This is a genomic window from Paracholeplasma vituli (genome assembly GCF_025446935.1).
Lineage (GTDB): Bacteria > Bacillota_I > Bacilli_A > Acholeplasmatales > UBA5453 > Paracholeplasma > Paracholeplasma vituli.
The window spans coordinates 83,215-103,326 of the sequence record NZ_JAOEGN010000006.1; the positions used below are offsets into that span (position 1 = coordinate 83,215).

General features: G+C 37.2%; 18 protein-coding genes, 1 pseudogene and 1 other annotated feature (1 of these 20 only partly in view). Of the genes and pseudogenes, 3 read left to right on the forward strand and 16 right to left on the reverse strand.

What is annotated here, in order from left to right; all coding sequences use genetic code 11:
- Positions 1-211: 211 nt before the first annotated feature.
- The 5 genes from N7603_RS04350 to parE form a co-directional block, all read right to left on the reverse strand.
- Complete coding sequence (locus tag N7603_RS04350) at positions 212-1,186, reverse strand: asparaginase (protein ID WP_262096132.1); 975 nt, start codon at positions 1,184-1,186, stop codon at positions 212-214.
- 837 nt (positions 1,187-2,023) lie between these two features.
- Positions 2,024-3,094, reverse strand: a complete 1,071-nt coding sequence (locus N7603_RS04355) for a hypothetical protein (protein WP_262096133.1) — start codon at positions 3,092-3,094, stop codon at positions 2,024-2,026.
- A gap of 19 nt (positions 3,095-3,113) precedes the next feature.
- Positions 3,114-4,751, reverse strand: coding sequence for a nucleoside kinase (locus N7603_RS04360; RefSeq protein ID WP_262096134.1), 1,638 nt, complete (start codon positions 4,749-4,751; stop codon positions 3,114-3,116).
- A 1-nt stretch (position 4,752) separates the two neighbouring features.
- Positions 4,753-7,509, reverse strand: a complete 2,757-nt coding sequence (gene parC / locus N7603_RS04365; protein WP_262096135.1) for a DNA topoisomerase IV subunit A — start codon at positions 7,507-7,509, stop codon at positions 4,753-4,755.
- On the reverse strand, positions 7,502-9,460 hold the full coding sequence (gene parE / locus N7603_RS04370) for a DNA topoisomerase IV subunit B (RefSeq protein WP_262096136.1): 1,959 nt from the start codon (positions 9,458-9,460) through the stop codon (positions 7,502-7,504). The genes parC and parE overlap by 8 nt, the downstream gene beginning before the upstream one ends.
- A gap of 141 nt (positions 9,461-9,601) precedes the next feature.
- Between parE and plsY the strand changes: the two genes are divergently transcribed.
- Both plsY and N7603_RS04380 read left to right on the forward strand, forming a co-directional pair.
- The gene (plsY, locus tag N7603_RS04375) at positions 9,602-10,273 is read left to right on the forward strand and encodes a glycerol-3-phosphate 1-O-acyltransferase PlsY (protein ID WP_262096137.1); all 672 of its coding nucleotides are present in this window, start codon (positions 9,602-9,604) and stop codon (positions 10,271-10,273) included.
- 75 nt (positions 10,274-10,348) lie between these two features.
- Entirely contained in the window at positions 10,349-11,155 is an 807-nt protein-coding gene (locus N7603_RS04380; RefSeq protein ID WP_262096138.1) for an AAA family ATPase, read from the forward strand.
- Positions 11,156-11,168: 13 nt separating this feature from the next.
- Here N7603_RS04380 and N7603_RS04385 read toward each other — a convergent pair whose 3' ends face one another.
- Positions 11,169-12,050, reverse strand: a complete 882-nt coding sequence (locus N7603_RS04385) for a hypothetical protein (protein WP_262096139.1) — start codon at positions 12,048-12,050, stop codon at positions 11,169-11,171.
- A gap of 58 nt (positions 12,051-12,108) precedes the next feature.
- Positions 12,109-12,324 (reverse strand): YneF family protein, encoded by a 216-nt coding sequence (locus tag N7603_RS04390; protein ID WP_262096140.1) that lies wholly within the window; start codon positions 12,322-12,324, stop codon positions 12,109-12,111.
- Between the two features lie 136 nt (positions 12,325-12,460).
- On the opposite strand from N7603_RS04390, the gene fdxA reads away from it, so the two are divergent.
- Positions 12,461-12,628: a 4Fe-4S ferredoxin gene (fdxA, locus tag N7603_RS04395; RefSeq protein ID WP_262096141.1), complete on the forward strand. Its 168-nt coding sequence runs from the start codon at positions 12,461-12,463 to the stop codon at positions 12,626-12,628.
- Positions 12,629-12,655: 27 nt separating this feature from the next.
- On the opposite strand, the gene N7603_RS04400 is transcribed toward fdxA, so the two are convergent.
- The 9 genes and pseudogenes from N7603_RS04400 to infC form a co-directional block, all read right to left on the reverse strand.
- Entirely contained in the window at positions 12,656-13,192 is a 537-nt protein-coding gene (locus tag N7603_RS04400) for an RsmD family RNA methyltransferase (protein ID WP_262096142.1), read from the reverse strand.
- Positions 13,189-14,262 carry a Fic family protein gene (locus tag N7603_RS04405; RefSeq protein ID WP_262096143.1) on the reverse strand — a complete coding sequence of 358 codons (1,074 nt, stop codon included), beginning with the start codon at positions 14,260-14,262 and terminating at the stop codon, positions 13,189-13,191. Before N7603_RS04405 ends, N7603_RS04400 begins: the two co-directional genes overlap by 4 nt.
- Before the next feature lie 80 nt (positions 14,263-14,342).
- Entirely contained in the window at positions 14,343-15,986 is a 1,644-nt protein-coding gene (locus N7603_RS04410; protein WP_262096144.1) for a DEAD/DEAH box helicase, read from the reverse strand.
- Between the two features lie 322 nt (positions 15,987-16,308).
- Positions 16,309-17,190 carry a UTP--glucose-1-phosphate uridylyltransferase GalU gene (gene galU, locus N7603_RS04415; protein WP_305071974.1) on the reverse strand — a complete coding sequence of 294 codons (882 nt, stop codon included), beginning with the start codon at positions 17,188-17,190 and terminating at the stop codon, positions 16,309-16,311.
- 27 nt (positions 17,191-17,217) lie between these two features.
- Positions 17,218-18,672: a hypothetical protein gene (locus N7603_RS04420; protein ID WP_262096145.1), complete on the reverse strand. Its 1,455-nt coding sequence runs from the start codon at positions 18,670-18,672 to the stop codon at positions 17,218-17,220.
- Positions 18,673-18,740: 68 nt separating this feature from the next.
- Positions 18,741-18,878, reverse strand: coding sequence for a Rho termination factor N-terminal domain-containing protein (locus tag N7603_RS04425; protein WP_262096159.1), 138 nt, complete (start codon positions 18,876-18,878; stop codon positions 18,741-18,743).
- Positions 18,879-18,941: 63 nt separating this feature from the next.
- Positions 18,942-19,295 (reverse strand): annotated as a pseudogene (rplT, locus tag N7603_RS04430) (50S ribosomal protein L20); the annotation flags it as partial.
- Positions 19,296-19,305: 10 nt separating this feature from the next.
- Positions 19,306-19,506 (reverse strand): 50S ribosomal protein L35, encoded by a 201-nt coding sequence (gene rpmI, locus N7603_RS04435; protein ID WP_262096146.1) that lies wholly within the window; start codon positions 19,504-19,506, stop codon positions 19,306-19,308.
- 18 nt (positions 19,507-19,524) lie between these two features.
- Positions 19,525-20,076 (reverse strand): translation initiation factor IF-3, encoded by a 552-nt coding sequence (gene infC, locus N7603_RS04440; protein ID WP_262096147.1) that lies wholly within the window; start codon positions 20,074-20,076, stop codon positions 19,525-19,527.
- A gap of 12 nt (positions 20,077-20,088) precedes the next feature.
- Positions 20,089-20,112: a sequence feature (ribosomal protein L20 leader region), on the reverse strand; it runs 103 nt beyond the window's last position.

Sequence of the window (20,112 nt, forward strand, 5' to 3'; positions counted from 1 at the left end):
TGTTTATTTTAACCCTCAATTAACATCCATTAGTATTTTACCACATATTTCATAAAATGGTAGAGTAAAGGCTAACATTTTCATATTTTCACAAAAGGATTTAAATATTCATATTATACCTCATAATCGCGAAATGACGATGTCAAATCAAGTAAGCGCTTTACTTAATTTATTCATAATAAAAAGCCTAGGTAGGCTAGGCTTTAATAGTCTAAAATTCAAAATATTTTTCGATATTTGAATCGGATTGGCTTATCGCTAATAAAAGTTTGATGCGTGCTTTTTGACTAGATAAATCTCCGGCAAATAAAACACCCAATTGCTTTAAATGATAGCCCCCACCTTCATACCCATACGTGTCGCGTACGCGTCCTTTAGGACATCTTGAAGTCACAACCACTCTAATACCAGCATCTAAAGCACGTTTGATTGCAGGTACCATCATTGGTGGTACATTTCCACGTCCAAATGATTCCAGGATAATACCTTGAACACGTTTGGTATCCACAAAAAAGTCAATTATATCTCCAGTTTGACCTGTAACGACCTTAACAATTTCAACCTGAGCAGTCAATTGAGAAGGGGTTAAGTGATATTTTTTCTTTGCGGAATCACGATAATAAATAACATCCTGCTCATCGACGATTCCTAATGGGCCAAATTCCATAGACTTAAACGTATCTAAAGATAGCGTATGTGTCTTAGTGACCTCAATCGCCGAGTTGATTTCATCATTAAGGACAACCAAACAACCACGATTGATAGAACTTGGATGAGAAGCAACTAAGATAGCCGAAAGCAAGTTGCTAAAACCGTCATAACCTAACTCAGAGAAATTACGCATTGATCCTGTAATGACTACAGGCTTTTTAGTCTTAACATATAAATCTAAAAAGTATGCAGTTTCCTCAAGCGTATCAGTCCCATGTGTAACCACAGCACCAGCAAAATCATCATCCATCAAATAGCGATCAATCAATTGTCCAATTTCTAACATGTCATCAGGAGTAATCGATGGAGAAGGTTTCATCGAGTATAAATGAGGAACTAAGACAAAATTATGAAAACGCTTACTTATTTTATTCAATAAATCTGATTCATTATTAGATATTACAGACTTTGATGTTTGATCATCATTGGTCATTGAAATGGTACCACCCGTGAATACAATAAGTATTTTTTTCATAGTTATCAACTCCGAGATTATTTTACCATGAAGTAATTCAAAACGCACATAAATTAGAGAGAGACTTTGGGCGATTTTTCATAGAACAAAAACGAGACACCTAATGAAGGTCTAAAAACAGGAAAATAGACACACCACAAATAAAGAAGGCCAAAGTTTAACCCTTATAAGTTATCAACATTCCCACATAAAACCTTATATCCTCATTACCACGCAATTAATTATAGGTTTACATAATATACATTATAGGTACTTACTCAGAACTAAACAGTAGAACTTCTCTTGATTAAATTATATCATTAAAACATTTTTTATATATTTTAATCAACTATATGACGGCTACAATATCACTTTAATCGTACTCATATTTGCTTTATTATACATTTTAATACACACGATAGAGGTGTTTTGCGCGATTGACATCTGCTGGCCTTAATATTTGTCTATCTATCGTCATTTTTGACAGATTTTACCCTTTTTAAAGGAAATGACCTATAGTGTACTTACTACTTCATCTTCTTCTTTTATCACTACGTATAGGTGTATTTTTTCATAGTTTGATTTGTGTAATGAGCGCCCTCAGGTTAGGTTTTCTTAACTCATAACCAATAACCATAATTAAGAGATCAGAAAACAGAGTAAAAGCGTTTTATATAATATGAACAAAGATTCATATTATTTAGTCACCTCGATCAGTAGTGCTCATTCCATAAATCTAATTTCATTTTCAAATTCTCTAACCTCTAATAAAAATAAAAAACAACATGGTAACATTGACTCGTTTCCATGTTGTTGATTTTCTACTAATCGTTCTAAACTGATTTTCTCTGGATTCTCTTAATCAGCGTGATTGAATAAGTCTAATTGTTGTGGGTTAAACTTTTCAAGTTTTTCTGCCACACGTAACCATTGAGCGGTTCGTCCGCTGCCTAGGGGTCTAATGACACCACGTTCCTTTAGACTCATGAGCGTTCGATTAATTGTCGCATCTGAGGCATATGGGTGTTTGTTACGGATGTCTTTCTTACTGAAGGTAGCTGGACCAGTTAAAATGGTTCCTTCGATACTGTTGGTCTTATTCATTTTGCGTTCAAATTCATATTCATGCGCTTTGACTTCGACATTCTTATGTAATGTCTCTAATATGTTGACAAAAATACGTTGGATCGCCTCAGTTTGTGAGAATCCTTCACTCCAGTTGTAAGAAGCTTGAATAAATGCACTACCAAATTGTTCTTGAAGCGGTAATAATGCTTGAAAGAATGAATCATAGCGACAAACCTTAAAATACTTCGCTGCTAGTGTGTAAACGACGATCAAACCTATTAGATCACTTTTGTCAGTGAATAGGTTGAGTTTAACCAAATCGATGTAAAAATTAGTCATAATCTGGACAATTTCATACTTGTTGTTGCGTCTATGATAATGAAACTGATCAATTATTTTTTTAAGCTTATCTTCAGGTGACAATTCATCAAAAGACTTCGCTAAACGGTCTATTTTCGCTTTTGGATCTTTGATTAAACGAATGTCATCATAACCTCTAAAAAGAGTCAATGTTAGGTCTTTAACCTCATTGGTTGTCAAATCAAAGGTATCTGATAAACTTTGAATGCGTAATAGGATGTCTTTGATGTTATTGAGTAATATTTCATCCCGATTTTTCGGTACAAAATCCTTTTTAGGGTCACTGAGCAGTTTGATTCTTGCAGGTGTTAAGCTGAGCTTTAAAAAGTATGCTAAGGCCTGGGTATCGAGTTCTAACGTTGTTCGAGCCATCACTTCGTCATCGCGGCTAAACAAAGCTTTATAATAATAAGATTGGCCTTTCATTTCATAGAGTCTAAATAGTTGCATCATCAAGTCATTGGGGATGTGCAAACGCTCCATATTACCTAGACACTTCAAACTAACACCTCCTTAATACTTATACGTGGAATACAGATCCACCAATAAATTCTCTTAATAGTGAGTTATTTGGAACTAAATCGTCTTCGATGTCTTTAAAATACTTCAAGAACTTGATGAGACGGTTCGCAGTGATGAAATGTTCTGAATCTCTTGGAATCGCATTTAAAGTTTTGAATGCATGTTTCTTCATAACTGCCAATTCATAGGTTAACTCAGAGTTAAATACATAATTCGCATGTTCTTGGTAAGGGTAAATCCATTTGAATTCACCTCTACGCACACTTGCCCACATCGAGATGGTTTCTTCCGCTGGTGAGTTTCTGAATTTTTGGTCACGAACAATACGTCTTAACAGTCTTAAGTCTGTAAAACTAATTGGATTGTGATTATCAATGTGTAATTGAGTTTGAGGTGCGATAAACACTTTAAACTTTTGATGGTGCGGAATCGATTCGGTTAAACGGTCATTAAGGGCATGAATACCTTCTATAATGATTGGTGTAGTTTCACTGATTTTAACTTTCTTACCATCTTCACGACGACCTAATTTGAAATTGAAGTGTGGCAATGTAACTTCCTCACCTTGAATGAGAGCTAGCATTTGTTCATCGAATAAATCGATGTCTAAAGCTTCAATATGTTCTAAATCTGGATTTCCAAACTCATCTTTTGGTGCTTCCGATTTTGGCTTGTAATAGTCATCAATCGAAATCATAAGTGGTTTAATCCCACGGGATAGCAATTCGATGCGTAAACGGGTCGAGAATGTGGTTTTACCAGACGATGAAGGTCCTGCAATCGCAATTAAACGAATCGAATCGATATCGGCAGCAATCCTATCTCCTAGTTCAGCCATTTGACGGTTGTGTTTAGTTTCACACATGTTAATCAATTCAACTTCTAAGCCTTTTTCAACGTATTGATTGAGTTTAGAAATGTATTCACCATTGATGAGTTTACCCCATTTTGTCGCTTCTTTAATGGTCTTTGAGAAAATTGGTGCGTCATCGAATGGTGGAATGATGCCACCTAGTTCACTTCTTGGGTATTGAATGATAAACCCCGGATGATATAGGCTCAATAAATACTGTTTCAAATACCCTGTGCTAGGTAGCATGTAACCAAACATATAATTGAAGTATTCGCCGCAAGTATATAGATTCACTTTGTCTTCATCACGGTACTTAAGGATATCTACTTTATCTAAATGGCCATTGTTTTTATACAGTTCAATCGCTTCCTCTAAATCCATGTTCTTACGAATGATGGGTAAATCGAGTTCAACCAAGCGTTTAATCTCTGAATCAATCGATTTGATGATGTTACGATCAATCTTTTGATTAAGATTATCTAGTACCCCTAAAATGGCTCTAGAGACACTATAATTGAATTTAACGGTGACATTTGGATAGAGATTTTTAACTGCCATCGCAATCACATAACGCAATGTCGCTTCGTAAATTCGGACTGCATCACGGTCCTTTAAATCTAAGAAAACCACTTCAGAATTCTTGGTCAACGGGAATGTTAACTCGCGAATTCGGTTGTTGACGGTTGCTGCATAAGCTTCGACGCCAAGTTGGTTTTTTAAAGCTTCCAAGGTAATCCCTTGGTCAAGTTCGATGACTTGATTTTTAACTGTTACTTTAATCATACTACTCCTTCCAATCCTCTTCTTCATCGAAGAGAGATAATTTTTTAATTTGAACTTTACTTGCCTTTTCTTTTCCTTCAGGCTTTGGTTCTACGGCTTTATCAAGCGGTTTATCATCAATAGATTCAACCTTAACAGTTTCCTCTTTAATAACTTCAATAGAATTTTCCATAGGCTTTTCAGTAGTTATTTCAACAGGCGTTGAAACGACCACTGTTTCTTTTACAAAGGTTTCTTTCGGTTTAACAGGTTTGACTACCTTCGCTTTTTGGACAGCTTCACCTTTTTCAATGATTTCTTCTTCATTAGACTCGCTCACTGCATCTAAAGTAATAAACAAGGATTTACCAAATGTATTGAAATCGACAAATGGTTTACCATATTCAGCACTACTCTTAATATCTTCAACTTTGAGTTGAATAGAACCCAATTTTGCTGTGATTAAGACCCCTGCGTTCGCTTTAATTTGCTCAGAGGATAACCTTGAGACATCACGAATGTGGTGCGGATTTCGTTTCTTGATTGAGAACAAGGATATTGGATTCTTTAGACGCTTAGTTAACGGAATATTGGCGACTTTCTCGCGTTTTAAATTACCAAGCGATGTTAGTATGATTAAATCATCTGAAGACTTCGCATAAATCGCTTTAACAACCTTGTCATCAGGGGCTAACGATAAAGATTTAATTCCGCTAGCTTGTGTACCGTAAATTGGTACATCTGTGCTTGCGAAACGGAGTGCATTCGCGAGTTTTGTAAATACGATGATGTTTTGTTTTGGTCCGAGTTCAACGGAAGTCAATTCATCACCTTCGTCAACTTTCATTGCACGAATTGGTTTAGTATATCGGGATACATTAAAATCGGATAGTTTAGTTTGCTTAATTTGACCAGATTCTGTGATCAACAAGAGTGTTTGATTTTCATCAAAATGACTTATGGAGAAGATTTTAATGATAAATTCATTCTTTTCAATTGGAATGATGTTGTTGATGAAAGAGCCCAAATCTTTCCATTTGGTTTCTTCAATTTCAAACACCGGCATATATAAATAGTTACCTAGGGTCGTAAACATCAATAGAGTATCTTTGGTCGATACTTCTTGATCGAATAACATACCATCTTGTTCTTTTAATCCAGGTTGTTTGGAAGCCACATAGCTTCTGAGGTTTGATCGCTTAATATAGCCATCCTTAGTTACCCCAACACGAACGCGTTCTTCACTGATTAAATCTGACTTTTCAATTTTAATGGTAGAGATTTCTTCTTCAATTTGGGTTTTACGATCTGTGCCAACCTTAGAAGACACTTCTCTTAATTCCTTTTTAATGACAGTTAAAAGTTCTTGTTCGTCTGACAATACCTTGTTTAACCATAGAATACGTTCATTTAATTCGTTAGACTCTTTAATGAGTGCATCGATATCCGTTGAACTTAAACGATATAGTTGTAAGGTTACAATCGCTTCAGCTTGAAGTTCAGTAAACCCAAACGCCGCCATGATATTGTCTTTCGAGTTTTGTTTATTTTTGGATTGGCGAATGATATGAACGACTTCATCAACTACATCGACCATTTTAATCAACCCATTAACGATGTGTAGACGCTTTTCTGCACGATCAAGTTCATAGTTAGAACGGTTGGTGATGACTTCTTTTTGGTGATTGATGTACGAATCTAGAATTTCAAGAATGCCCATTTGGACAGGTCTTTGATGGTGAATCGCTACCATATTGTAGTTATAAGTAATTTGTAAATCAGTATTTTTTAAAAGATAGGCTAAGCAAATATCTGGATTCGAATCTCTCTTGAGTTCAATCGAGATACGCATCCCTTCGCGGTCGGACTCATCGCGAACTTCTTGGATATCTTCTAATTTTTTATCAATTCGAAGCATATCTATAGACTTAACCAATTCAGCCTTATTGACTTCAAATGGGATTTCAGTCACGACAATACGGATTTGATCCTTATTGAAAGGTTCAAAGAAAGTTTTCGAACGAACAATAACTTTACCTGCACCAGTTTCAAATGCTTGACGAATCCCGTCCTTCCCTTGAACGATAGCCCCTGTAGGGAAATCTGGTCCTTGAACAATCTTCATGATGCGTTCAACGGTGGTATCGGGTCTGTCGATTCGTTCAATGGTCGCCTTAATAATTTCTTTAAGGTTATGTGGTGGAATTTTAGTTGCATAACCAGATGAAATACCGTTTGCGCCATTGACTAAAAGGTTTGGAAATTTAGCGGGTAAAACAGTAGGTTCCATTTCTTCATCGTCGAAGTTAGGAATAAATGGGACAGTTCGTTTGTCGATGTCCATAATCAGATATTCAGCTTCTTTGGATAATCTTGCTTCTGTATAACGCATCGCCGCAGCAGAGTCGCCATCGATCGAACCGTTGTTTCCATGCATATCGATTAGACATACACCCATTTTGAAGTTTTGAGACATTCTAACCATTGCTTCATAAATCGAGGAGTCGCCATGTGGATGGTATTTTCCCATGACTTCCCCTGCAATTCTAGCTGATTTCTTATATGGTTTGTCGTTAAACATTCCCATTTTGTACATGGCAAAAAGGATGCGTCGTTGGACTGGTTTGAGTCCATCGCGAGCATCTGGTAGTGCACGATCTTGAATAATGTATTTAGAATAGCGCCCAAAACGTTCACCGACAATGTCTTCGAGACGTTCAGACGTGATTTTTTCCTCAATGAATGTATCCAAGGCTTGGGAGACTGGTTTTTTACTCATAATCTACCTCCTTGATTTGATAATCATCGTCATCAATGAATTCAACGTTGTGTTCAATCCATTCACGACGTGGGCCAACTTGATCGCCCATCAATACAGAGACACGTTTTTCTGCTTCTCCTTCATCCTCGAGCTTAACTTGGATGAGTGTACGTGTTTTGGGATCCATAGTTGTTTCCCAAAGTTGATCAAAGTTCATTTCCCCTAACCCTTTATAACGTTGAATGGTTGTGTTACCGGATTGGGTCAAACGTTTCAATTCAATATCATTCCAAGCGTAGTTGGAAATCAGTTTACCACCCTTTTTTTGAGTCACTTTATAAAGAGGGGGTAAAGCGATATAGAGTTTTCCTGCCTCTACTAAAGGTTTCATATAGCGGAAGAAAAAGGTAATCAAAAGGACTTGAATGTGCGCACCATCGGTGTCGGCATCGGTCATAATGATGACTTTATTATAATTGCATTTATTGATGTCAAAATCGGCTCCAAATTCCGCACCAATGGTATGAATGATGGTATTGATTTCTTCATTCTTTAAGATTGCATCGACAGTCGCCTTTTCAGTATTGATGACTTTACCACGGAGTGGCAAAATCGCCTGGAATCTACGGTCACGGCCTTGTTTAGCTGACCCACCAGCGGAGTCACCTTCGACTAGGAATAATTCATTTTTAGTTTTATCTTTTCCTTGAGCTGGCGTTAACTTACCCGATAAGGATACTTCTTTTTTGTTTTTCTTTTTATCGCTTCTCGCTTCATCTCTGGCTTTACGTGCAGCTTCGCGCGCTTTATAGGCGTCTAAAGCACGTTTAATCAACCCAGATGAAAACTCCATATTTTCTTCAAGATAGTAAGTCATTTTGTCATAAATGATAGATTCCATCGCGTTTCTCGCTTCAGGAGATCCTAATTTAGACTTGGTCTGGCCTTCAAATTCTAGGAAAGCTTCAGGTATACGTACCGAAATAACTGCTGTCATCCCTTCACGGATGTCGACGCCATCTAGGTTTTGATCTTTCTCTTTTAGAATGCCATACTTACGAGCGTAATCATTGATCGCCCGTGTTGAGGCACTCTTAAATCCTGTTTCATGTGTCCCGCCATCACGTGTACGAACGTTATTAACAAAAGATATGATGGTTTCACTATACTGGTTCGTAAATTGGAAAGCCGTTTCAACCTCAATATCATTTGTTTTATTAATCGTATATACACCCATTAAATCCATGACTGGGTGATATTCTTGTTTTCCTTTATTGAGATACTCTACGTATTCAGAAATCCCACGTTCATATTGAAATACATCATTTTGACCGGTTCTTTCGTCTGATAGTGTAATTTTGAGATTACGTATTAAAAAAGCACTCTCACGGAGACGGTCTTTAATGGTATCGTAACTGTATAACGTCGTGGAAAAAATCTTCGGATCAGGTTTGAACCAAATTGTAGACCCTGTTCGTCTGGTTTTTCCGATTTCTTCTAATGGGGATATAATCTTTCCACCTTCGCTGAATCGTTGTTGCATGATTAAACCATCGCGGTAAATGGTGACTTCTAAAAAGGTCGAAAGGGCATTAACAACTGAAGCACCAACCCCATGTAGCCCCCCTGAAACCTTATATCCACCTTCACCGCCGAACTTACCACCGGCATGTAAAACAGTAAAAATGATTTCTGTCGTTGGTCGCCCTGACTTGTGCATTTTGTAGGGTAGACCACGACCAAAATCATTGATCACAATGCTATTATCGTTTTTTATCGTGACATTGATTTCTGAACCGTATCCAGATAAGGCTTCATCAATCGCGTTATCAACTATCTCCCAAACCAAATGGTGGAGACCACGGGTATCGGTTGAACCGATATACATCCCAGGACGTTTTCTAACTGCTTCTAAACCTTCTAATATCTGGATCGAATCCTCTGTATATGTCTTCTTCAATTCTTCCATTAAATCAGTCCTTGCTCAGTGTTATTATACCAAATTTTAAAACGTTTTCACAACATAAAATATAGTCATTTTCAAGATATGCACTATTTTAATTGGAATTTAAAATAATATGATATAATAATGTCGTTACGAGGTGAAAAGATGGGCTTTATCGCTATACAAATCGGTTTAATTTTATTCGCTTATTTAATAGGTTCTATACCTAATGGGCTATGGATTGGGAAGGTTTTTCTCAAAATTGACTTAAGGGAGCACGGCTCCAAAAATATCGGTGCATCTAACGCACTTAGAGTGATGGGATTGAAGCTAGGAATTCTGACATTTGCGCTTGACGCATTGAAAGGTGCTTTGCCAATCATCATCGTTAGAATATTGAAAACCACCATCGAATTGACAACAAATATCGTGATATTCGAACAGGCATATGATTATGAAATCATCTTTGGTGTGGTCGCTGTAATCGGTCATACATTACCATTATTTAATCACTTTAAGGGTGGAAAAGCAGTGGCTTCCTCTGCAGGTATCGTTTTAACATTGACACCGATTGCTGGTGTTCTATGTATTCTAACCTATATCATTGTTGTCATTCTAACAAAGTATGCATCACTCGGTTCGACTTTAGCAGCCATTACCGTATTCATCGCTGCGTTTATTGAATTTTGGCTAAGGGACATCCTATTAGAACAACTCTTTGTTTTAATCGTTTATTCATTCATGATCCTATTCATTTTCTATAAACACCGTGAAAACTATAAGAGACTCCTGAATGGTACCGAAAATAAAATGTCTTTCACAAAGAAAAAAGTATAAATGACTAAACCCTTCAAATTGAAGGGTTTTTATATGCTTAAATATATGTTATCCTTACAGTAGGATGTGATCAACATGTTATTAAAGTCCGTAGAATTTCCAATAACCGATGAACGAGGTTATCCCTATGAATTACCTTTTTTCGGTAAAGAAATCGAATTTAAAAATCCAATTACGATCTTAGTCGGTGAAAATGGCGCTGGTAAGTCATCGTTACTCAAAATGATGAACGATGTGGTCAAGTTGTACCGAATTGAGGGTGTCTCCAATAATACAGCAAAAAAAGGATCCCCCTTGAAATCTGTATTCGATCAGCCCATCGTGTCTTATTACCGGACAAAACCAAAAGGATTCTTCTTCAGTGCTGAGGATTTTACCACCTACATTCATGGACTCGAACTGAATCGTCAAGAGGCTAAACAAGCTCTAGATGAAATCGAAATCGAATACAAAAATAAATCTGAGTTTTCAAAATCACTAGCTCGAATGCCTCACATGAGTACTCTAAATGATATTAATAACCTCTATCAAAAGGATTTATTATCCTCATCCCACGGGGAAGCGTATTTGGATTTTTTCAAATCTCGATTACGAAAAAACGAACTCTATTTCTTAGATGAACCAGAAACCCCATTATCGATTCAAAATCAAATTACGTTACTCTCCATTTTAGATGAAGCCATCGATGAAGGCAATCAGTTTATCATCGCAACTCACTCCCCTATTCTCATGGCCATTCCTGGCGCAACTATTTATGCCATTGAATCAGAAAGTATCTCCAAAGTTTCTTACGAGGACATCGAATCTGTACAGTTATTAAAACAGTTTTTAAATCACAAAGAACAATTTTTTAGACATTTATACAAAAAAAAGTCCGAGTAGGACTTTTCTTATTTTATTCAGGGTCTTGTTCTAATAGTGTTTTTGTTTCATCCATCCACTGTTTCGCAAATCGATTATTCGTAATGACAATCGGCATCGCAAATACGTAGAAGATTGGTAGTATTAAGTAATAATCTAAAGAGAGTTCAAACACCCCGATAAATGTGGTTAATACACCAATAGACAAAATGAGTAAGAATACCGCTATATAGTTCCAAACAAATCGTTTACGAGGAATTTGAGCCTTAATACGGTGATGTAAGGTGAGCACGTGTTTATACGTAAATGCAGATATCAACAAAGCTGCAATCGCAGCGAGTCCTAATAGGATACCTGCAACCAAATGGTGGTATTTCAAAATAGATAATACCGAAATGATACCGAATATTTCAATGATACCAGCAATCAAGAGTTGAACGAGGGTTCTAGAATACTTGATGCCCTTTAGGTAGCGATCTTGAATCAACAAACTGTTCTTAGGGTGTTTTTGAGTTTCTTCAATCAGCTTAATGTAGGACGATTCTGGTTCTTTAGTCTCCTGTAAGAGTTTCTCATAGTCGTTTAGCATAAACCACTCAACTAAAGTGTCTGCAACAAACAATGGAATCGTAATCATATTAAACAAGAAATACCCTTGTGTATCTAAGCTGCTCGCTCGCAATACAACAAAGATGATGGATACCTTTAAAAGAAAATCGATCAAAGTGTAGCGTTTCAAGTGTTTAAAAGATTCAGAGAATCCAAACATCGTTAGGATCACTGGTGCAATCATCGTAAAAATCCAGAAGGGGTGAATCGTATCGAGCCCGTCCGTATGAATTTGATAGTTTAAGAATAGTACGTTTAAATAGGATAGAATGGATAATCCAATCAATAACCGTAAGAATGTTTTCATAGCGTTACCTCAACTCTCATTTTATCACAAAAAATAAAAAGGTGTTTTTGAACACCCATTATTTAACTTGATTCATGGAATTTAATATTTGTCGAACTTGCTTTTCAGAAGGGGTTCTGCCCATTTGACGCATCATTTCGCGAATCATTCGTTCATTGACAGGTGGGTTTTTCTTTAAGTAATTTTTAAACCATGCACGGGCAATAAAGAACCCTGCGATACCCCCAGCCAATAAACCACCAAGTCCTGTTAATAAATACCATAGCCATTCCATATAATTCACTCCTTCAATAACAATAATATCATACTAAATAGCGCTTTTAAAAGCAAGTCATTCACGGAAATAACACAAAATACGGGTTTACATTTTGCTTGACAGATACTATAATAAAGTATGAGGAGTGATGATTATGCCAAGATGGATCGATGACAGCTGTATTGCATGTGGAAACTGCCAATCAGTATGTCCAGTAGACTGCATTTCTGAAGGCGACATTTACGTGATTGATGAATCCGTATGTATCGACTGTGGAGCTTGCCAAGAAGGTTGCCCAGTAGGAGCTATTTCAGAACGATAAAAAAAACACCCAAGTGGGTGCTTTTTTTTATTTTTGATAGATGCCAATCCGTTTAATCCCGTGAACTCGGTCCTTAAGAAGTGTTAAATCCGCTAATTCTGGGCAAGAGTTCTTTTTTTCAATCTCGATGATGATTTTACCATTCTCATTTAATATCGGGATGACGGCCTCAATGATTGGCATTATCTCGAATGCATAGGGTGGGTCTAAAAAGATATAATCAAATCGAATCGATTGACGTTCATAGTAACGAATAGCGTCCTTATATTCAAATGCAGTAATGACCGCATTAGCCTCTAATGCTTGATTATTCGCTTTTAAAGACTTGATTGCATGTGGGTGTTGGTCATTCAAATAAATCGCGCTTGCACCTCTAGAAAGTGCTTCAAAGCCATAAGCACCAGACCCTGCAAACAAATCGAGTACCCTACCATTGACTTCAAACAACATGTTGAACACAGCACCTTTTACAATCTGTGCTGATTCGCGTGTGTCTTCGCTGTAGCTGACCAGGGTTTTCCCTTTGTATTTCCCCGCGATGAGTTTTAATTTAACCTGTTTCATTCGAACAACTTCAAAATGGCCTTATTATAGTATAAGTTATTGAAATACGTGGTTTTCTTTGAAATTAGGTCTAAATCCATTAAATCGCGGTACCGTTTGATGATGGTTTTCGACAATACACCGAATTGCGCTTGAAGCGGTTCATTTTCTAAGTAAATGACACGATGGCTCACGTGAAGCATTTCCAACAAGCGACGTTTTTGGTAAATCGTATGGTCACTCTCTTCGATTTTTTCTTCTTGTTTGAGTTTTAGACGGTTGTAGGATGCAATCATACGGTTCGCATCTTTGATTGCGGCCTTAATTCCTTGAAGATAATACACAATGAACCCATTGATGTCGTCTTCAGCTAAAGCCTTCTTACGGACATCTTCTACTTGTTTTAGATGTCTTGAAAGCGGAATATAGTGCTTAATCCCATCAAATTCAATTAAGTAGAGTTGCGAAGCCAGTCTTGCAAGTTCAACGTTACCAATCAAGAATGGCAATGCGGTTGCAATTTGATAATACATCAGTGCCGATCTAACAAATACAGAGATGTCATCACGGTACATGAAGAGTTCCATTTCTTCCATTAATGTGATCATGGATTCGGAGTCTGGTGGAATATAGGTCGCTTGTTCAATGGATTGACCAACGTACGATTGTGTGCGGCGAAATTCTCCTGGATACTGATTTTGATGTTTTGAGAAAAGGGCATAGTGTAAATCTTTTAAGAATCGGTTTGCATAACCGATTTTTTTAATGTGTGCTGGACCTTCATCAAAAACTTGTTGAAATCCCAGTAAGTCATTATAAAACAAATTGAATCCACTTGGTGCGTATAAATCAGCAAATGCATAATCTCCAATCGAGGTACGCATCCAATCTAACATTTCTGCGTCTTGAATTAAGCGAAAGAACGCTTTATTGAGTGGCGATTCCAATGGCAACATGGCCTGAATTTCGTCCACAAGTTTATCAATCCTTGGATCTTTTTTAGAGGTTATGTGTAGACCATTCAAAGTATAGGGTATAAATCCTTGAATTTTCTTCACCCCGTAAGGCCTTTGTTCGTATGTACCTAGCATATTATCACCTACTTAAATTATACCAAAGAATCGCGTAATTAAGCAATAAGAATGACAAAAAAAGGCATTTTGGATGCCTTTTAAAGTTTCTTCAATTTAATCGTTTTGTTCTTGAATTTTTTACCATTCAAACTCATCACGCGATTCATGGATTGTTTGTTTAATTGGAATACAGTTTTGGTATCACTGATGGTGATATCACCGACATTACCGGTATATAAGTCTGCTTCTTTCTTAAATAAATCCAATAAAGACACGGCACGGATTTGATCGGCTTTACCGAAGTTGATTTCAAATTCGACAAATTGTTTTTGATTATCGCGATTATAAGTTTTACCTTCACCAGATGCGTCTTTTGAACGTCTAGAATCACGGTCGTTACGATCAAAAGTTTTCCTTTCACGTGGTTTATCAACCGGAATATCGCGGTATTCTTTTTCTTGGTCATCAATGGACATCGTCATTAAAGCGTTGATGATGTCAATACCATCGTAGCCGTCTGCCAATAGTTTTTGGATGACAATTTCAAATTTGTGTTCGCGCTTTTCATTGATCATGTCAGCAATTTGGTTGTAAATGCCTTTAATGGTCACAGCGTGAATGTCTTCAACCGTTGGGATTTCTTTCAATTCCAATGGTGATTTGGTAAAACCTTCAAGTTCTTTGATACGTCGACGATTCCAAGCATTCGATAGTGTAATGGCATAGCCACTCTTACCTGCACGTCCGGTTCTACCGATGCGGTGAACGTAAACTTCGAGTTCTTGTGGGATATCGTAGTTGATAATCGCTTCGACGTCATTGATGTCTAATCCACGTGCTGCAACGTCTGTAGCAACCAGAATTTTGACATTTCTTTGACGGAATGCGTTCATCACGCGATCACGTTGAAGTTGTTTTAAGTCACCGTGTAACGCGTCTGCACTGTATCCTAAATTTTGAAGGTAAGCTACTAAATCATCGACGCCCGCTTTGGTGTTAGCGAAAATGATGATCGATTTGAAATGATAAAAGTCTAACAATCTGACCAATAAGTCATCTTTGTATTCCTTTTTCACTTCGTAGTAAACTTGTTTAATCTTTTCAACCGTTAAAGTTTTCGCTTCGATCTTAATGTGGACAGGGTCCTTTTGATAAGTGGAAGCGACTTTTTTTATGAAAGGTGGGATGGTAGCTGAAAAGAGCACGGTTTGACGCTCTTTCGGCGTATCTTTCAATATAATTTCTAAATCTTCTTGGAAGCCCATTTTCAACATTTCATCGGCTTCATCCATAACAAGCATACGTAAGTTGCTGAAATCGAGCGTTTTACGTGTCATGTGGTCGATAATACGACCTGGGGTTCCGATAATGATTTGTGGTTTTTCCTTTAAGCTCTTGATTTGTCTTTCAATCGATTGACCACCGTAAACAACGGTAGCTCTTATTTGTCTAGAGAAGCGAATTAGTTTTAAAAATTCAGCGTAGACTTGGAGCGAAAGCTCCCTCGTTGGCAATAAAATAAGCGCTTGTACATTAGGGTTATTCATATCAATCTTTTCGATAATTGGAATCGCGAAAGAGAATGTTTTCCCTGTACCTGTTTGGGCTTGCCCAATCATGTCTTTGCCTTCTCGAACCACTGGGATCGATTCGGCTTGGATATCCGTCGGATAAACGAATCCCAATTTGTCTATCGCTTTCTGAATATCTTCGTGTAAGTTTAAATCTTTGAATGTAATCATCTAAGTCCTCAATTCTGTATAATACCTTAATACTATATCATATTTACTGCGATAAACCTAAAGTTTTAGAACTTTAATTTGTAAAAGTGCTTACAAAGTAAAAGCCCATCAAAAATGGGCTTAATTTAGCATATATTACCTAGAAAGGTGTGAGAACATAAAGTGTTACAGTGGGTAAAATCGTCCTTTACTTTGTGATTCCTAAATATATAGGCTTTCTAACCCCGCAAGGACTCAATTCCCGTTTCGGATGGTTGGGTTCCACAGCTTACCTTCTAGGCACTTTCATTGTATCACTCTAAGGTAAGTCTTGTCAAATCCGCTACTTGGATTCAAGCTCCGATAATTTCTTCTTTAAGAGGTCAATGACTTGAGGTCTGACGTCCTCACGCTTGAGTCCAAAATCAAGGGTCGCTTCGATATAACCAATACGTGATCCGATGTCATAACGTTTGCCAACCACATCGTAAGAAAATACCGATTCTTCCGCCATCATGCGCTTAATTGCGTCGGTCAATTGGATTTCACCGCCAGCACCACGGGGTTGATTTTCGAGGTATTTAAAAATCGTTGGACTCAAAATATAGCGCCCTCCGATTGCACTTCGAGAAGGTGCATTTTCGGGTTTTGGTTTTTCGACTACGGAAGAAAGTTTATAAAGACCGGATTCAAGTTCTTCAATAGGTTCACAAATCCCATACTTTTGAGTATCTTCATAACTAACCGGAAGTGTCCCTAAGAAAGACCCACCATAGGTGTTGTATTTGTCAATCAATTGTTTTAAGACCGGTTCATTTTTACCTACATAAAGGTCATCCCCTAATAATAAAGCGAAAGGTTCGTTACCAATAAAAGCCTTCGCACACAATACAGCGTGACCTAACCCCAATTGTTCTTTTTGACGAATGTAGTGGATGTTAGCCAAGTTGGATACATCTGTAATGATTTTCAATTCAACATTCTTGTTCTTTTCTCTTAAGATATTTTCAAGTTCTAGGTTTCTGTCAAAATGATCCATAATGGCGTTCTTATTGGCAGAAACGATAATAAGAATTTCCTCAATCCCTGAAGCGAGGGCTTCTTCGACAATGTATTGAATCGTCGGGGTATCGATGATCGGAAACATCTCTTTGGCGAGGGCTTTGGTTGCGGGTAAAAATCTTGTACCGTACCCTGCGGCTGGAATAACTGCTTTTTTAATCATAGTGATTACGCGTTGCGTATCTCCTTTCTAATAGTAAAGCATGAGGCGCACATATGTGCCCTGATTCATCTTTAACTCTAATAATATGTCTCGCACCGTATTCTCGATGATATAATCGAGGTTAATCACTTTGACATTGGTTTGCATAGTGATTACATCAGATTCATTGTAATCGAGTTCTTTCGATGGATAAGCCTTTAAGTAGTTTTTGACATGATTCTTATGTTTGAAATAAACAACCATGGAAAGAATAACCTCACCACGGATTTCAAGTTCATTGAGTAAGTGGGCTAAATTGAGCGCTCTAGCTACAATATAATCCGGATTGTGAAAGAATGTGTTTTCATAGAATTTACGGTTGAGATCCGAAAACTGTCTTAAACCGACATGTGTTTTGAATACCCCTTCCAAAAACGTTTGAAACTTTAATATACGTTTATTTTGTGAAGGGTGATATTCAACATAAATATAAGCGTACTTCTTGTTATGTGTATAAGCCGTAATGATGAATTTAAAGAGATTTGCATAAACCAAAATTTCGATCAAATGGGTTTGAAATGTCTCTAGAGAGACCTCCATGCCGAAGTGTCCAATTTCTGTCGTATGTTCATTATACACTAAGGGTTCAAATAAAGCATTAGCAAAAACGAGTTCATTACGGTCTTGATCGTAATATTGATAAGCACTGTAAGTCACACGTCCATAATAACGTACAAGTTCAATGATCCCCATCGTTAGACCAAATACCGTTAACATCGGTAAAAAGATCCATTTATGCATATTTGAGATGTCATCCGTGATGGCGAGAATGAAAATAATCGGTAAGAACACCGAAAGTCTCACAACACGCATCATCGTGGTAAATCCTTTTTTATGTAAGAAAACCATCATGATGAATACAATCGTTATGAAATAGATGATCAATACATTATTTGGTGTAATGGTTCTAAAGATAGCAATGTCATTCGCAACAAACATCAACATGAAAATATCGATAGCAAACAACCCAAACACCATAAATGTACGGGCTTTTTGGTACCATTTTTTCGTATAGAGTTTTCGAACTTGGGGTAGATGATAATGAGACTTCATTTCTTTTCGATAAGCATAAAAAGTCTCATACTTACCTAACCAAGTGACTTTAAAAGGTTCAATCTCTTGGTCATCCAAGGTTTTATTCATATAGTTTTCAAAATCTGCTAATGGATTTAAAACAAACAAGAGGGTTCCTATGAAAATGATGACCAGACTGAACCGTTCATCCAATAACGCTAACGAAACCGCAATTAAAACACCGTATATAAAGAATACGATGAGTTTAGCTAGACCACCAAATAAATATAAAGCAACGTATAGTAGAAACAACACGCTAATCAATACATAGATGGTCTGTTCATCCGGTTTTAGAAAATAGGATGCAATCACCATACTTACGATGATGGATGACCCTATAGTTAAAGCAATCAGTAATCGGCGTGACATATTTTACCCTCGGTATATACTAAATTATACAAAAAAAAGAATGGAGTGTCCATTCTTTATTGTTTTGATTATTTTTGAGCTTGTTTGATGGCTTCGATTAATTCAGCTTTCTTTAAACCAGAAAGACCGGATAAGTTTAAACCTTGTGCCATTTCTTTTAATTGTGCAACAGTCAAGGATTCTAATTCAACTTGTGGTTCAGCCACTTTTTCAACTTTAGCAGCTTTAACAACTACTTTTGCTTCAACAGCTTGTGGTTTGATTTCGCCAGCTAAACCTTTTTTAGCGACTTCAACAACTGCAGTAAAACCTTTAGGGTCATTTAAAGCAAGGTCAGCTAACATCTTACGGTTAACTTGTACGCCAGCTTTTAATAAACCATTGATTAAAGATGAATATTTGAATCCATTTAATCTGCATGCTGCATTGATTCTGGTAATCCAGAGTTTGCGCATGTTTCTCTTTGTTTGTTTTCTGTCTCTGTATCCATAAGCAAGCGCCTTCATGACGGTTTCATGGGCTGTCTTATACAGTGTGTGTTTGGAACCAAAGTAACCCTTGGCTAATTTTAATATTTTCTTACGGCGTGCTCTTGTTTGCACGTTTCCTCTTACTCTTGGCATGTGTGTCCTCCTACTTCAAGTTCGAAATCAGTTGTTTAATACGTTTGTAGTCTGATGCAGACACACCTGTTTCGCCTCTTAATTGTCTATTTTGTTTTGTTGTTTTGCTTGCAGCTAAGTGATTTGAATAAGCTTGGCCTCTCATAAGTTTACCAGAGCCAGTAACTTTAATTCTCTTCTTTAAACCGCTATGTGTTTTTTGTTTTGGCATAATGTTTGCTCTCCTTTATTATTTGGTTGGTTTTGGTGCGACCGTCGCAAATAGTTGACGGCCTTCCATCTTCACTGCGGACTCAACCACGACAGTATCGCCTAAGGATTGAATAAAGCCTTCCATTACCTTGATACCTTGATCGCTATGCACAATCATACGGCCTTTGAAACGTAATGAGATTTTGACTTTATCGCCTTTTTCAATGAATTTGATGGCTTGTTTTGCTTTTGTGTCTAAATCATGTTTGTCGACGACTGGGGATAAACGAATTTCCTTCACATCAACGACATGTTGATTCTTCTTCATTTCGCGTTGTTTACGTTGTTGATCGTATCTGAATTTAGAATAATCCATGATTTTCGCAACCACTGGTTTAGAATCTGGGGATACAACCACAAGATCTAATTCACGGGCACGGGCTTCATATAAAGCCTGATGAATTTTAATTAATCCTAAATTTTGACCTTGATCGTCAATGACCAACATTTCTCGTGCTTGAATGCCTTCATTTACTAAGACATCCACAACTTGCTTATTGCCTTTAACAGGACCCTTGATAAACTCCACCTCCTAAGTGTTATTAAAAAGAAAAAGTGCGTACAT

Coding starts and splice junctions, on each gene's coding strand:
- N7603_RS04350 (WP_262096132.1), bottom strand. CDS start 1,186: ATGAAAAAAATACTTATTGTATTCACGGGTGGTACCATTTCAATGACC.
- N7603_RS04360 (WP_262096134.1), bottom strand. CDS start 4,751: ATGATTAAAGTAACAGTTAAAAATCAAGTCATCGAACTTGACCAAGGG.
- parC (WP_262096135.1), bottom strand. CDS start 7,509: ATGAGTAAAAAACCAGTCTCCCAAGCCTTGGATACATTCATTGAGGAA.
- parE (WP_262096136.1), bottom strand. CDS start 9,460: ATGGAAGAATTGAAGAAGACATATACAGAGGATTCGATCCAGATATTA.
- plsY (WP_262096137.1), top strand. CDS start 9,602: ATGGGCTTTATCGCTATACAAATCGGTTTAATTTTATTCGCTTATTTA.
- N7603_RS04380 (WP_262096138.1), top strand. CDS start 10,349: ATGTTATTAAAGTCCGTAGAATTTCCAATAACCGATGAACGAGGTTAT.
- N7603_RS04385 (WP_262096139.1), bottom strand. CDS start 12,050: ATGAAAACATTCTTACGGTTATTGATTGGATTATCCATTCTATCCTAT.
- N7603_RS04390 (WP_262096140.1), bottom strand. CDS start 12,324: ATGGAATGGCTATGGTATTTATTAACAGGACTTGGTGGTTTATTGGCT.
- fdxA (WP_262096141.1), top strand. CDS start 12,461: ATGCCAAGATGGATCGATGACAGCTGTATTGCATGTGGAAACTGCCAA.
- N7603_RS04400 (WP_262096142.1), bottom strand. CDS start 13,192: ATGAAACAGGTTAAATTAAAACTCATCGCGGGGAAATACAAAGGGAAA.
- N7603_RS04405 (WP_262096143.1), bottom strand. CDS start 14,262: ATGCTAGGTACATACGAACAAAGGCCTTACGGGGTGAAGAAAATTCAA.
- N7603_RS04410 (WP_262096144.1), bottom strand. CDS start 15,986: ATGATTACATTCAAAGATTTAAACTTACACGAAGATATTCAGAAAGCG.
- galU (WP_305071974.1), bottom strand. CDS start 17,190: ATGATTAAAAAAGCAGTTATTCCAGCCGCAGGGTACGGTACAAGATTT.
- N7603_RS04420 (WP_262096145.1), bottom strand. CDS start 18,672: ATGTCACGCCGATTACTGATTGCTTTAACTATAGGGTCATCCATCATC.
- rpmI (WP_262096146.1), bottom strand. CDS start 19,506: ATGCCAAAACAAAAAACACATAGCGGTTTAAAGAAGAGAATTAAAGTT.